The following is a 14,258-nucleotide window of genomic DNA, read 5'->3' as shown; positions in this document are numbered from 1 at the left end:
CGATCTGCGACGAAGACAAACGAGAGTCCGCCATGTACGAGCTGTCCCGGGTCCGCCTCTACTCCATCGGGCCCGCCGGTGCGCGCTACGCCGACACCGTGCTGGACCTGCGGGGGGTGGGCGCGCCCGTGCCGTCGCCCGCGCCCGCGCAGGCGGATTTCTTCGAGGAGGAGCCCGTCGGCCCGCCGCGCCGCCCCGCGCCCGCGGGCGTGCTCTTCCTGGAGAACGGCGGCGGCAAGTCCGTCCTGCTCAAGCTGATCTTCTCGGTGATGCTGCCGGGCCACCGCAACACGCTCGGCGGCGCCAGCTCCGGCGTGCTCCGCAAGTTCCTGCTCGCCGACGACTGCGGGCACGTCGCCCTGGAGTGGCAGCACGTCCTCACCGGTGAGACGGTCGTCGTCGGCAAGGTCAGCGAGTGGCGCGGCCGTCAGGTCTCCAACGACCCGCGGAAGTTCGCCGAGGCGTGGTACTCGTTCCGTCCCGGCCCGGGGATGAGCCTGGACGCGCTGCCGGTCGCCGAGTCGACCGCCCTGCGCCCGCGCGCCGAGGGCGCCTCCACGGCCCGTGGCCGCCGCCGCACCATGAAGGGGTTCCGCGACGCCCTCACCGAGGCCGGCAAGGCGTACCCCAACCTGGACGTGGTCTGGGAGGAGATCCACGAGCGCTGGAACGAGCACCTCGGCGAGCTCGGCCTCGACCCCGAACTCTTCCGCTACCAGCGGGAGATGAACGCCGACGAGGGCGAGGCCGCCGGCCTCTTCGCGGTCAAGAACGACTCCGACTTCACCGACCTGCTGCTGCGCGCCGTCACCGACACCCGGGACACCGACGGCCTCGCCGACCTCGTCCACGGCTTCGCCCACAAGCTCGGCCGGCGCGCCGAGCTCACCGCGGAACGCGACTTCACCGCCGGCTCCCTCGACCTGCTCTCCCGCATCGTCGAGTCCGGCGCCCGCCGCGACCAGGCGCGGGGCGTGCACGCCGGCGCCGAGCGCCGCACCCGCGTCCTCGCCCGCCGGCTCTCCGCGCGCGCCGCCGAGGAGCGCGGCCGGGCCGCCGAGCTCGCCGAGCAGGTGGCCGCCGCCGCGCACCGCGTCACCGACGCCGAGACCGCCCGCGAGCACGCCTCCCGGATCGCCGCCGAACTCGCCTACCGGCACGCCTCCCTGGCGCTCGCCGCCGCCGAGAAGGCCGCCGCCGCCCAGCGCCGCGAGCTCAACGACGCCCGCACCCTGCACTCCGCCTGGCAGGCCGCCGAGACCGTGCTGCGGCACCGGGCCGCCGCCGACCGCTCCGCCCGCGTCGCCGCCGCCATCCACGAGGCCGAACGCGACGCCGCGCCCGCCCTCGCCGCCCGCACCCGGGCCGCCGCCGCCCTCGTCCGCGCCCTCAACGCCGCCGCCGAGCAGGGCGAACGCCTCGCCGAGGAGCAGGAACAGCGGTCGGTGGTCCTCCAGGAGACCGGCGAGGCCGCCCACCGCGACGCCACCGCCGCCGCCACCGAGGCCCAGCGCGCCCGCAGCGAGGCCGGCCACCTGCGGCAGCGGCTGGCCGAGGTCGAGCAGGAGACCGCCGACGCCGTCCGCGCGGGCTGGCTCGACGACAGCGCCCCCGACGCCGACCCGGCCCGCGCCGCCCTCGCCGCCAGCGACGCGGAGAAGACCGCCACGGCCGCGTACGAGACCGCCCGGGACACCGCCCGGACCGCCGCCGACCGGGCGCGGGAGACGGCCGCCGCCGAGTCCCGCGCCGAACTGGCCGCCGCCCGCTCCGCCGACGCGGCCACGGCCGCCGCCGGCGCGTACGACGCCGAGCGCCGCCTCGCCGAGTCCCTCGGCGCCGAGCCGCGGCTCGCCGAACTCCTCGGCCTGCCGCAGCCGGGCGCCGTCGGCCAGGTCCCGGCCCAGCGCGGCACCGAGGGACCCGGCAAGGCGGCGGGCCCGCTCACCGCCGAGGAGCTGGACCGCAACGCGGACGCCCTCCGCGAGCTGCTGGACGACACCGTCGCCGCCGCCGAGCGGCAGCTGTTCGACCTGCGCACCGCCGCGGCCGACGACTCCCGCATCCTCGGCGCCCTCGGCGACGGCGGCCTGCTCCCGGCCGGCCCGGACGTCCTCGCCACCGTCGAGTTCCTCGGCGAGCACGGCATCCCCGCCCTCCCCGGCTGGCGCTACCTCGCCCAGGCCGTCGACCCCGCCGAGCACGCCCGGGTCCTGGCCGCCCGCCCCGAGCTCGTCGACGGCGTCGTCATCACCGACCCGGACGCCCACGGCCGCGCCCGCGAGGCCCTGGCCGACGCCTCGCTGCTGCCGCGCTCCGCGGTCGCCGTCGGCACCGCCGCCGCCCTCCTCGCGCCCGTACCCGAGACCGACGGCGACAGTGGCGTCTTCCTCGTCCCGCCGAACCCCGCCATGCACGACGAACGGGCCGCCGACGAGGAGCGGCACGCCCTCCGCGAGCGCGCCGCCGCCCGCGACGAGGAGATCCGCGCCGTCGCCGCCCGGCTCGCCGGCGACCGCGCCCTCGCCGCCCGCCTCGCCTCCTGGCGGTCCGGCTGCCCCGAGGGCCGGCTCGCCGAGCTCGCCGCCGAGGCCGAACGCTGCCGTACCGCCGCCGAGACGGCCCAGGAGGAGCTGACCGCCGCCCGGACCGCCCGCGCCGAGGCCGACGAGACCGCCGCCGAGACCGCCCGGGTCCGCGACGAGCGGCAGGAGGCCGCCCAGCGGGCCCGCCGGGTCGCCGACGCCCTGGCGGGCCTCGCCCACCGGCTCCGCGAACGCGCCCACTGGCAGACCCGGCTCCGTGAACTCGCCGAGGAGGCCGCCGAGTACGAGGAGCGCGCCGCCGCCTGCGTCGACCGCGCCCGCGCCGCCGACGAGGACCGCCGCGCCGCCCAGCGCGCCGCCGACGACGCCCACCGCACCGCCCGCGCCCTGCGCGCCGAGCGCGCCGAGATCGCCGGCGCCCCGGACGACGTGCCCGACGACGCCGAGGCGTCCACCGACTCGCTGCCCGCCCTCCGCGAGGCGTACCGGGCCGCATCCCAGGTGTACGAGAAGGTCGGCGTCGGCGCCGACCTGCGCGCCGAACAGGCCCGCGCCGAGAGCGACGAGAGCGCCGCCCGCGCCGAACTCGACCGCCTCACCAACAAGGTCCGCACCCGCGCCGCCCAGCTGCTGGAGGGCACCGAAGGCGCCGACGGCCCGTCCCGGCAGGCCGCCGCCGCCCGCGCCGAGGCCCTCGTCCAACTGCTCGAAGGCCGCGCCTCCGCCGCCAGCGAGCAGCTCGGCCGGCTCCGCGGCGAGGCCGAACGCCTCGCCCCCGCCGACGGCGAGGCCCACACCGAGCTCCCCGACGAGCGGGTGCCCGCCGACGCCGACCAGGCCAAGGAACTGCTGCGCACCGCCACCGCCGAACTCACCGCGCACACCGACGCGCTGGAGGAGGCCAGGACCGCCCACGCGAGCCTGCTCCGCTCGCACCGCGCCGCCGAGGACGCCGCCGGCGGCTTCGACGACACCGCCGCCCTCCTGCGCGACCTGCTCCGCGACAACGCCCCCGACGACGAGGAGACGGCCCCCGAGCCGTACACCGGCACCCTGGAGGAGGCCCGGCAGGCCGCCGCCGAGGCCCGGCGCTCGCTGCGCGGCTGCGCAGGCGACCTCTCGGCGGCCGAGGCGGCCGTCCGCGAGGCCAGCGACGTCCTCGTCCGGCACGCCAACTCCACGCGCTACGAGCAGGTCCGCACCCCCGCCCGGCAGCAGATCCGCGAACTCCCGGCGTCCGCGCTGCCCGAGCACGCCGCCGCCTGGGCCGACGCCTTCGCGCCCCGGCTGCGCGTCCTCACCGACGAGCTCGACCAGTTGGAGCGCAACCGCGACGGGATCGTCGACCGGCTGCGCGGCCTCGTCGAGTCCTCGCTCACCACGCTCCGCTCCGCCCAGCGGCTCTCCCGGCTGCCCGAGGGGCTGGGGGAGTGGTCGGGCCAGGAGTTCCTGCGTATCCGCTTCGAGGACCCGGACCAGAGCACCCTCACCGAACGCCTCGGCGAGGTCATCGACGAGGCCACCCGGTCCGCCGTCAAGAAGAACTCCGACCTGCGCCGCGACGGCATGTCGCTGCTGTTGCGGGGCGTCCGGGCGGCCCTGCTGCCGCGCGGCGTCGCCGTCGAGATCCTCAAGCCGGACGCGGTGCTGCGCGCCGAGCGGGTGCCCGTCGGGCAGATGGGCGACGTCTTCTCCGGCGGCCAGCTGCTGACCGCCGCCATCGCCCTGTACTGCACGATGGCCGCGCTGCGCAGCAACGACCGCGGCCGGGACCGGCAGAAGCACGCGGGCACGCTGTTCCTCGACAACCCGATCGGCCGCGCCAACGCGACGTACCTGCTGGAGCTGCAGCGGGCCGTCGCGGACGCCCTCGGCGTCCAGCTGCTGTACACCACCGGGCTGTTCGACACCACGGCGCTCGCCGAGTTCCCGCTGGTCATCCGGTTGCGCAACGACGCGGACCTGCGGGCGGGCCTGAAGTACATCAGCGTCGAGGAGCACCTGCGGCCCGGGCTGCCGCAGGCCGATCCGGAGTCGGAGCCGGTGCACGGCGAGATCACCGCTACGCGGATGTTCCGGCGGCCGGAGGAGGATCCGTCGGAGCGTGAGCCTGTGCCGGCTGGGCGCTGAGGGGGGCGCCTGCGGCGGGCTGTGCCCCGGTCCGTTTCCTGGGGCTCCGCCCCAGATCCCGAAACCGCGCTCCGCGCGGTTGTCCTCAAACGCCGGACGGGCTGGCTGTCCAGCCCGTCACGGATACCTGGGCCGCCGCATCCGCCGCATCTCCCGTGCCGTACTGCTCGGCACCGACACCACCCCGTGCCGCTGGCGCCACACCTGACGCGTCACCCACACGTCGAGGACGCCCCACGTCGTCGCGACCGTGCCGGCCACCGTGGCGACCAGCACCGGGAAGGCGAGCCACGACCCCGCGAGGGTCAGCAGCACCGCCGCCATGGCGAGCGTCGTCGTCAGCGCGACGAGGAGCACGGCGCGTACCGCCGCCGCCCGCACCGGGTCGGGCATCCGCGGCCGGTGGACCGGCTCCTCGGTCCACAACGGCGCGCGCGCCCGTGGGCGTCCGTCCGGCCGTCGTCCGTCGCGAACCCTGTCCATGGCGGCTCACCTCCCCCAGTGGCTGCCCCCCGCTCGGGGCCTTTCCCGCAGGAATGTCAAAAATAACCCGGACCGGAGAACGCGTGCCGGGGCGCGGGCGCCGGAGCGCGCGAACGTCCTCCTCAGTGCCCTGTCGTCTGCCCGCGCACCACGCGGCCCATGGCCGGGGATCGCCCCGGAAAGGGGCGAGTTCAGGCCATCCGGCTTGATCATGCGGCGGGGCCCGCACCGCCCCCGGCGGCGTTCCGGTCCGTCCGGCCCCGGGAGAAGTCCCCTGATCACGGGAGAACTCGGGACGACACGGCCAACCCCCCACGCCCGGGCGGCCGTACAGCCCTTCGAGGCGTAATCCCCGCAGTAGTAGGCTCACGCCGCATCAGTGTCGGAGCACCACCCCCGTCGCGCCGCGGGGTGCAGTGGGGGAGGCCATGCGCTTTCGCGGGAAATCGATCCGCCGGAAGATCGTGGCACTGTTGCTGGTGCCCTTGGTGTCCCTGACCGTCCTCTGGGTGTTCGCCACGGTCATCACCGGCATGGAGGCGGACCGCCTGCTCTCCGCCGCCGAGGTCACCCGCGGAATCGGCCACCCCACGGAGGCCGTCGTCGACGCCCTCCAGAAGGAACGCCGCCAGGCCCTCGTCGTCCTCGCCGGCCCCCGCTCCCGGAGCGCCGGCGCCGCCCGCGCCCGTACCGCCGCCCTCACCGAACTCCGCGCCCGCCAGCGCGCCACCGACAGGGCCGCCGCCGCCCTCCGCTCCGGCGCCTCCGGCGACGTGCGCGAGGACATGAGCCCCACCGCCGCCGACTGGTTCCGCACCATGGAACGCCGCCTCGCCGGACTCGGCGCCCTGCGCGCCAGGGTCGCGGGCGACACGGTCACCCGCGACGCCGCCTTCCTCGCGTACAACGAGGTCATCGACCCCCACCTCGACTTCCTCAGCCTCCTCGGCTCCGTCCAGGACGCCGGCCTCGAACAGCAGCGCCGCGCCCTGGTGGGCCTCACCTACGCCCGTGAGTCCCTGTCCCGCGAGGACGCCCTCCTCGCCGCCGCGCTCACCGCCCGCACCATCAGCGCCCGCGAACTGCGCCTGCTCGCCGACCGCATGGCCGAGCGCAGGATCCTCTACGCGACCAACCTCCCCGTCCTGCCCGCCCGGGACCAGAAGACCTACGACGACTACTGGCGGGGCACCAGCCCCCGGACGCTGAAGGGCACCGAGGAGGCCGTCGTCTCCGCCGGACCCGCCAAGGCCCTCCGCGCCCTCGACACCAAGCGCTGGCAGGCCACCGCCGGCACCGTCCTCGACGACCTCGCCCGCCTCGGCCACGACGCGCAGGAACGCCACGAGGACCGGCTGGAACCCGTCGCCACCTGGGTCCTCACCAAGGCCGCCGTCGCCGGCGTGCTCGGCCTCGCCGCCCTCGTCTGCTCGGTCGTCGTCTCCTGGCGCGTCGGCCGCGGACTCGTCAGGGACCTCCGGCAGCTCCGCCGCGAGGCCCACGAGGTCTCCGGCGTCCGCCTGCCCGCCGTCCTGCGCCGCCTCGCCGCCGGCGAACAGGTCGACGTCGAGACCGAGGCGCCGCGCCTGGAGTACCCGCCCGACGAACTCGGCCAGGTCGGCCGGGCCCTCAACTCCCTCCAGCGCGCCGCCGTCGAGGCCGCCGTGAAACAGGCCGAAATGCGCCGGGGCGTGTCGGACGTCTTCGTCAACATCGCCCGCCGCTCCCAGGTGCTGCTGCACCGTCAGCTCGCGCTGCTCGACACCATGGAGCGCCGCACCGAGGACGCCGACGAACTCGCCGACCTCTTCCGCCTCGACCACCTCACCACGCGCATGCGCCGGCATGCCGAGGGCCTGGTGATCCTCTCCGGCGCCACCCCCTCCCGCCAGTGGCGCAAGCCCGTCCAGCTGATGGACGTCGTCCGCGCCGCCGTCTCCGAGGTCGAGGCGTACGAGCGGATCGAGCTGCGCCGGCTGCCGCCGCTGGCCGTCCAGGGCCCGGCCGTGGCCGACCTGACGCATCTGCTGGCGGAACTCCTGGAGAACGCCACGGTCTTCTCGCCGCCGCACACCGCCGTGCAGGTCGTCGGCGAGCGGGTGCCCAACGGCTTCACCCTCGAAATCCACGACCGCGGCCTCGGCATGAGCCCGGACGCCCTGCTGGAGGCCAACCTCGGCCTCGCGGAGGCGCCCGAGTTCGACCTCTCCGACACCGACCGGCTCGGCCTGTTCGTCGTCAGCCGGCTCGCCCGCCGCCAGGGCGTGCGGGTCTCGCTCCAGCCCTCGCCCTACGGCGGCACCACCGCGGTCGTCCTGATCCCCGCCGCGCTCTTCGACGAGGCGCCGCCGAAGGACGCCGCCCCGGGGGCGCGGGCCCGGAAGGCGGCCCGCAAGGACGGGCCGGTCGAGCTGGAGCCGCCGCTCTCGCCCCTCGAGAAACTCGATGTGCGGGACGCGGTCCCGGTGGACGCGGACCCGCTGGGCGCCGGTCCGCTGGGCGCTGATCTGCTGGGCACGGACGCCCCGCTCGCGCCACGCGGCCCGCGGGACGCACGCCGCCCCCTCGACGCGCGCACCCCGCGGGAGCCCTGGAAGTCCCGGGTTCCGCTCGACGCGCCCGTCCACGACCGCCCGGCCGACCAGCCGCCCGCCCGCCGCCCCGCGGCCCCCGCCCCGGCGTTCGGCTCCCGCGGCCCCGACCGGCGCCCCGGCTCCGGCACCCACGGCACCCCGGACGGCCGCGGAACGGCGGGCCGGGAAACGCCCGGCGGGCTGCCGCGCCGCCCCCGGCCCCCGGTGCTGGTCTCGGACCACGGCCGCCCGGTGGCCGACCGCACGGACCGCGCCGAACGCGCCGACGCCACGGACCGCCGCGACCGAGCGGACCGAGCCGACCCAGCCGATCGAGCCGACCGTTCGGACCGTTCCGATCGCCCGGGCCCCTCAGGACCCTCGGGCATCCCGGATCGCCAGGACCTCCCGGACCTCCCGGACCTTCCGAACCTCCCGGACCTCCTGGACGAACCCACCCCGCCCACCGGACTGCCCCGCCGCGTCCGCCAGGCCGGCCTCGCCCCCCTCGTCCGGGAGAACCTCGCCAGGGAATCCCGCCGGACCGCCGCCGAGCCGGCCGATCACGAGACCGCGCGCGACCCCGAGGAGGTCCGCGCCCGCATGACGTCCCTGCAACGGGGATGGCAGCGCGGCCGGGCGGACGCCCCGCACCCCACCGAGCACGACAGCACACGAACCACCAACGAAAGGGACGGTCGATGACCGCCATACGCAACGCGTCGGCAGACACCGCCACGGCACAGCCCGCGGGCAACGGCAAGCTCAACTGGCTCCTCGACGACCTCGTCGAGCGCGTCGGCACCATCCGCAAGGCCCTCGTCCTCTCCGGTGACGGCCTCGCCGTCGGCTCCTCCGCCGACCTCACCCGCGAGGACGGCGAGCACCTGGCCGCCGTCGCCTCCGGCTTCCACAGCCTCGCCAAGGGCGTGGGCCGCCGCTTCGACGCCGGACAGGTGCGCCAGACCGTCGTCGAACTGGACGACGCGTTCCTCTTCGTCACCGCCGCCGGACAGGGCAGCGCCCTCGCCGTCCTCGCCGAAGCGGACTCCGACATCGGCCTGATCGCCTACGAGATGACCCTCCTCGTCAAGCGCGTCGGCGCCCACCTGGCCAGCTCCCCGCGCACCGGCGAGGCCGCCGGCGGATGACCGGACGGAGGGCCGGAGACGGCGGGACCCCTGACAGGACCGGAGAGCCGCAGCACTGGTACGACGACGCGGCGGGCCCGGTGGTCCGCCCGTACACCATGACCCGTGGACGCACCCGGGGCGCCGGGCAGCACCGGCTCGACCGCACGGCGTTCGTCATCGCCGTGCGGTCCCCCGACGGCACCGACGACCGGCTCGGCCCCGAACACCTCCGCATCGCGGAGCTCACGGCCGAGGACCCCCGCTCCGTCGCGGAACTCACCGACCGCCTCGGCCTCCCCTCCGGCGTCGTCCGCGTCCTCGTCGGCGACCTCTTCGAAGCCGGCATCGTCCGCGTCGACCGGCCGATCCCCCCGGCGGAACCGCCCGACGAGAGCATCCTCCGGCTGGTGATCAACGGCTTGCGCACGCTGTGAGACGGGCGCGCGGCGCGCGACGGGGACGGCCGGGGCAGCGCCCCGCCTCCGGAAGACCCGCGAGGGTCACCGACTCCGGCCGGCCGACCCGGAGCCCGCACGCCCGGCGACAGCGGACCGCGGCGGGACGACGGACGGCTCCACGCGGCGACGGCCCCGGGCGCGGCCGGGCGGGGACCCGCATGGGACGGACCCGGCCCGGCGGTCGCCCTCGGACGGCGCGCGGACCCCGCCGCCGGCCGGCCCTTGGCCGGTCGGCCCGACCGCCCGCCCCCGACGTCCGTCCGCCTGGACGCCCGGCCCCGGCCGCCCGGTCGACCCCCGCCCCCTACACCCCCCGCACCCGCACCGGAAACCCCACCTCCGCCGCTCCCTCCCGTTCCACCATCACCACGCCGTCCCGCCACCCGGTCGTGAACCGCACCACCTCGGCCTCCTCCCCGCCGTCCTCGACGACCAGCACCCCGCCGCCCGTCCGGCCCGCCGCCGGGGCCCACACCTCCAGTTCCACCCCGCCGTCCGCGCCCGCCACCGGAAGCACCGCCCCCGCCCGCGCGAGGACCGGGATCCGGGCGAGCGGCGCGTCGAGAAGCACCTGGCCGGGGCCCTCGTGCGGGCGGCCCGTCGCCGTGTCGTACCAGCGGCCGCGTGGCAGCCGCACCGCCCGCCGGTCGGCCCCCGGCTCCAGGACCGGCGCCACCAGCAGCGCGTCCCCGAGCAGGAACGCGTCCTCGCAGTCCCGCAGCGCCCGGTCCTCCGGCGAGCGCCACCACACCGGACGGACGTACGGCGCGCCCGTCACCCGCGCCCGGTGGGCCAGCGTGACGAAGTAGGGCAGCAGCCGCATCCGCTCCCGCAGCGCCGCCCCCGCGTGCTCCAGCACCTCCGGGCCGAACTCCCACGGCTCCCGGCGCCCCGCCGAGATCGCCGCGTGCGTACGGAACAGCGGCAGGTAAGAGCCCAGTTGGAACCACCGCAGATACAGCTCCGGCGACGGCGAACCCGTGAACCCGCCCACGTCAGGACCCGAGAACGGCACCCCGCACAACCCCAGCCCCAGCACCAGCGACAACGACGCCCGCAGCCCCGGCCAGCCCGTCGTCACATCGCCCGACCACGTCCCCCCGTACCGCTGCAGCCCCGCCCAGCCCGACCGCGAGAACAGGAACGGCCGCTCGTCCGGCCGCAGTTCGCGCAGCGCCTCGTACCCGGCCCGCGCCATGGCCAGCGCGTACACGTTGTGCGCCTCCCGGTGGTCGCCGCCCCGGCCCTCCAGCGCGTGCCGCGCCGACCGCGGCAGGGTGTGCTCGCCGAACGCCGCGAACGCCGCCGGCTCGTTCATGTCGTGCCAGAACCCGGCGAACCCTTCCGCCAGCCGTTCCGCGTAGAGGCCGCCCCACCAGCGGCGCACCGCCGGATCGGTGAAGTCCGGGAAGACCGACGTGCCCGCCCACACCTCGCCGCGCACCGGCCGCCCCCGGCCGTCCCGGACGAACGCGCCGGCCGCCGCGCCCGCCTCGTACACCTCCCAGCCGGGCTCGGCCTTCACCCCCGGATCGACGATGGACACCAGCCGGACGCCGTCCTTCCGGAGCTCGGCGGAGAGCCCGGGCAGGTCGGGGAACCGCTCCCGGTCCACCGTGAACACCCGGTGGCCCCGGTAGTGGTCGATGTCCAGGTGCACGGCCGACAGCGGCAGCCCCCGCTCCCGGTACCCGGCCACCACCCGCCGCACCTCCGCCTCGCTGCCGAACCCCCACCGCGCGTGGTGGTGCCCCAGCGCCCAGGCGGGCGGCACCGCGGCACCCCCGGTCAGCCCCGCCCAGCCGCGCAGCACCCGCGCCGGGGTGCCCGCGACCACCCAGTACCGCAGCGGCCCCCCGGTCATCCGCAGCTCGCAGCGGCCCGGCCGGTCGTGCCCCGAACCGGCACCCTCCTCGCCCTCCCACAGCAGCACCCGCCCGTCCCAGGAGTTGTCGTGGAAGACCAGGTGCGTGCCCGCGTCCGCCACCACCAGCTGCACCGGCATGGTGAGGTACAGCGGATCGTCCCCCGGCTCGAACGAACCCCCGGGGTCGGTGTTCCACAGCCGGTACGCGCCCTCGCGCAGCCGGGGCCCCGCCGACCGGCCGCCCAGGCCGAAGAACCGGGCGTCCGCCGGCACCTCCGACCGCTGCGTCCACCGCGGCCCCGCCCGATCGGCCGCCGCGTCCACCGGATCCCACCAGCGCGGCGGCTGGTCACGCCGCAGCATCACCCCGCCCGGCGTCCGCACCTCCACCGCCCCGTGCCGTGACACCACCACCAGCAGCCGCTCCGACACCACCCGCCAGCCGCCGTCCGTGTCCGGCTCCAGCACCACCCGCTCGTCCACCTCCGGCACCGGGCCCGCCAGGGCGTACGACGGTTCCGGCGCCGCGCCGTCCCACCCGCAGAACACCGCGCCCCCGGCCGCCACCCGCACCCGCAGCGACGACCGGGCGAACCGCACCACCCCGCCGCCCGGCTCCGGATCCGCCCCGAGGGCCGGACCGGGCACCCGCGCCCGCTCGGCCACCGGCCCCGGCGCCTCCGCGGCGTCCACCCGCCGCCGCCACCACGCGGCCCGCACCGACCGCAGCACCCGCGCCGCCCCCACCGTCCTGAACGACGTCACCCATTTGACCGACCGTCCCAGGTCATGCGCATCCATGGCGTTCACCCTGCCACCGGCACCCCGCCGGACGGAGCGGGTTCGCCGCCCGTTCACCCGGCGGTGACCGACGCCTCGCGGCGGCACGGCCCGACACCCCTGGTGCGGAAGACGATCACATGGCATCGTCCTCGTCAGCCGCGCGCGCCGGCCCACACCCCGGGAACCCGCCGCACGGCGGCCACGCCCACGACGCGTACAGCCGGGAGCAGCCACGATGACCACCGCACCGCACCACGCCGACCAGCCGACGCCGCTCTGGCGGCCGGACGCCGACCGCGTCGCCCGTGCCCAGGTCACCCGCTTCCACGCCCGCGCCGCCGAACGGCACGGCGCCCCCGCGCCCGTCCCCGGCGACCCCGAGGCGAGCTACGCCGCCCTCCACCGCTGGTCCGTCGCCGCGCCCGAGCCCTTCTGGCAGGCCGTCGCCGAGTGGTGCGACGTACGGTTCTCCCGGCCGTACGAGCGGGTGCTGGCCGACGCGTCCATGCCCGGCGCCGTCTGGTTCCCCGGCGCCACCCTCAACTACGCCGAACACGCCCTGCGCACCGCCGAGGACCCCGCCCGCGCCGCCGGACCGGCCCTGCTGCACACCGACGAGACCCTCGACCCGCGCCCCGTCACCTGGGCCGAACTCCGCACCCGGGTCGGCTCCCTGGCCGCCGAGCTCCGCCGCCTCGGCGTCCGCCCCGGCGACCGGATCAGCGGCTACCTGCCCAACATCCCCCAGGCCGTCGTCGCCTTCCTCGCCACCGCCGCCGTCGGCGCCGTCTGGACGTCCTGCGCCCCCGACTTCGGCGCCCGCAGCGTCCTCGACCGCTTCCAGCAGGTCGAACCCGTCGTCCTGTTCACCGTCGACGGCTACCACTACGGCGGCAAGCGCCACGAACGCGCCGACACCGTCGCCGAACTCCGCGCCGGCCTGCCCACCCTGCGCGCCGTCGTCCACATCCCGCTGCTGGGCACCCCCGCCCCCGAGGGCGCCCTGGAATGGGACGAGCTGACCTCGGGCGACGTCGAGCCGGTCTTCGAGCAGGTGCCCTTCGACCACCCGCTGTGGGTCCTCTACTCCTCCGGCACCACCGGCCTGCCCAAGGCCATCGTCCAGTCCCAGGGCGGCATCCTCCTCGAACACCTCAAGCAGCTCTCCCTGCACTGTGACCTCGGCCCCGGCGACCGCTTCTTCTGGTACACCTCCACCGGCTGGATGATGTGGAACTTCCTCGTCTCCGGCCTCCTCGTCGGCGCCACCGTCGTCCTCTACGACGGCAGCCCCGGCCACCCCGACACCGCCGCCCAGTGGCGGGTCGCCGAACGCACCGGCGCCACCCTGTTCGGCACCTCCGCCGCGTACGTGATGGCCTGCCGCAAGGCCGGCCTCCACCCCGGCCGCGACCTCGACCTCTCCCGCGTCCGCTGCGTCGCCACCACCGGCTCCCCGCTGCCGCCGGACGGCTTCCGGTGGATCCACGACGCGGTCGCCGAGGACATGTGGATCGCCTCCGTCAGCGGCGGCACCGACGTCTGCAGCTGCTTCGCCGGCGCCGTCCCCACCCTCCCGGTGTACGTCGGCGAACTCCAGGCCCCCTGCCTCGGCACCGACCTCCGGGCATGGGACGAGCAGGGCAAGCCCGTCGTCGACGAGGTCGGGGAACTGATCGTCGCCGCGCCCCTGCCGTCCATGCCCCTCCGCTTCTGGAACGACCCCGACGGCCGGCGCTACCGCGAGAGCTACTTCGAGACGTTCCCCGGCGTCTGGCGGCACGGCGACTGGATCACCCTCACCTCCCGCGGCACCGTCGTCGTCCACGGACGCTCCGACTCCACCCTCAACCGGCAGGGCGTCCGCATGGGCTCCGCCGACATCTACGAGGCCGTCGAACGGCTCCCGGAGATCCGGGAATCCCTGGTCATCGGCGTCGAGGAACCCGACGGCGGCTACTGGATGCCCCTCTTCGTGCACCTCGCCCCCGGCACCACCCTGGACGACGCGCTCCTCGACCGCATCAAGCGGACCATCCGCCAACAGCTCTCCCCGCGACACGTCCCCGACGAGGTCATAGCCGTCGAGGCCATCCCCCACACGCTCACCGGCAAGCGCATCGAGGTCCCGGTCAAGCGCCTCCTCCAGGGCACTCCCCTCGAACAGGCCGTCAACCCCGGCTCCGTCGACAACCCCGCGCTGCTTGCGTTCTACGCGGACCTCGGCCGGCGCCGCCGCCAGGGCTGACCACCGCCCCCGCCCGCCCCCGGCGCCGTTGTCAGTG

7 protein-coding genes are annotated in these 14,258 nt (G+C 76.5%); 5 read left to right on the top strand and 2 right to left on the bottom strand.

All coding sequences use genetic code 11. The annotated features are described in order from the left end of the window. The first annotated feature begins 32 nt into the window (after positions 1-32). The gene (locus tag J7W19_RS04265; protein ID WP_004951987.1) at positions 33-4,676 is read left to right on the top strand and encodes a coiled-coil domain-containing protein; all 4,644 of its coding nucleotides are present in this window, start codon (positions 33-35) and stop codon (positions 4,674-4,676) included. Positions 4,677-4,793: 117 nt separating this feature from the next. On the opposite strand, the gene J7W19_RS04260 is transcribed toward J7W19_RS04265, so the two are convergent. After that, positions 4,794-5,159: a hypothetical protein gene (locus J7W19_RS04260; protein WP_051072726.1), complete on the bottom strand. Its 366-nt coding sequence runs from the start codon at positions 5,157-5,159 to the stop codon at positions 4,794-4,796. Positions 5,160-5,587: 428 nt separating this feature from the next. Between J7W19_RS04260 and J7W19_RS04255 the strand changes: the two genes are divergently transcribed. The 3 genes from J7W19_RS04255 to J7W19_RS04245 are packed head-to-tail and all read left to right on the top strand — an operon-like array spanning position 5,588 to position 9,299. Continuing rightward, positions 5,588-8,437: a nitrate- and nitrite sensing domain-containing protein gene (locus J7W19_RS04255; RefSeq protein WP_004951984.1), complete on the top strand. Its 2,850-nt coding sequence runs from the start codon at positions 5,588-5,590 to the stop codon at positions 8,435-8,437. Continuing rightward, the gene (locus J7W19_RS04250) at positions 8,434-8,883 is read left to right on the top strand and encodes a roadblock/LC7 domain-containing protein (RefSeq protein ID WP_004951981.1); all 450 of its coding nucleotides are present in this window, start codon (positions 8,434-8,436) and stop codon (positions 8,881-8,883) included. Before J7W19_RS04255 ends, J7W19_RS04250 begins: the two co-directional genes overlap by 4 nt. Next, positions 8,880-9,299 (top strand): DUF742 domain-containing protein, encoded by a 420-nt coding sequence (locus J7W19_RS04245; protein WP_004951980.1) that lies wholly within the window; start codon positions 8,880-8,882, stop codon positions 9,297-9,299. The genes J7W19_RS04250 and J7W19_RS04245 overlap by 4 nt, the downstream gene beginning before the upstream one ends. A gap of 328 nt (positions 9,300-9,627) precedes the next feature. Here the strand turns inward: J7W19_RS04245 and J7W19_RS04240 are convergent, their stop codons facing one another. Continuing rightward, positions 9,628-11,991: a glycoside hydrolase family 31 protein gene (locus tag J7W19_RS04240; RefSeq protein ID WP_040891928.1), complete on the bottom strand. Its 2,364-nt coding sequence runs from the start codon at positions 11,989-11,991 to the stop codon at positions 9,628-9,630. 217 nt (positions 11,992-12,208) lie between these two features. Here J7W19_RS04240 and J7W19_RS04235 point away from each other — a divergent pair, with 217 nt between their 5' ends. Beyond that, entirely contained in the window at positions 12,209-14,221 is a 2,013-nt protein-coding gene (locus J7W19_RS04235; protein ID WP_004951976.1) for an acetoacetate--CoA ligase, read from the top strand. The last annotated feature ends 37 nt before the right edge of the window (positions 14,222-14,258 follow it).

The organism is Streptomyces mobaraensis NBRC 13819 = DSM 40847 (assembly GCF_017916255.1).
Lineage (GTDB): Bacteria > Actinomycetota > Actinomycetes > Streptomycetales > Streptomycetaceae > Streptomyces > Streptomyces mobaraensis.
Note: the sequence above shows the minus strand (reverse complement) of the source record. Positions and strands in the feature narration are given on the sequence as shown.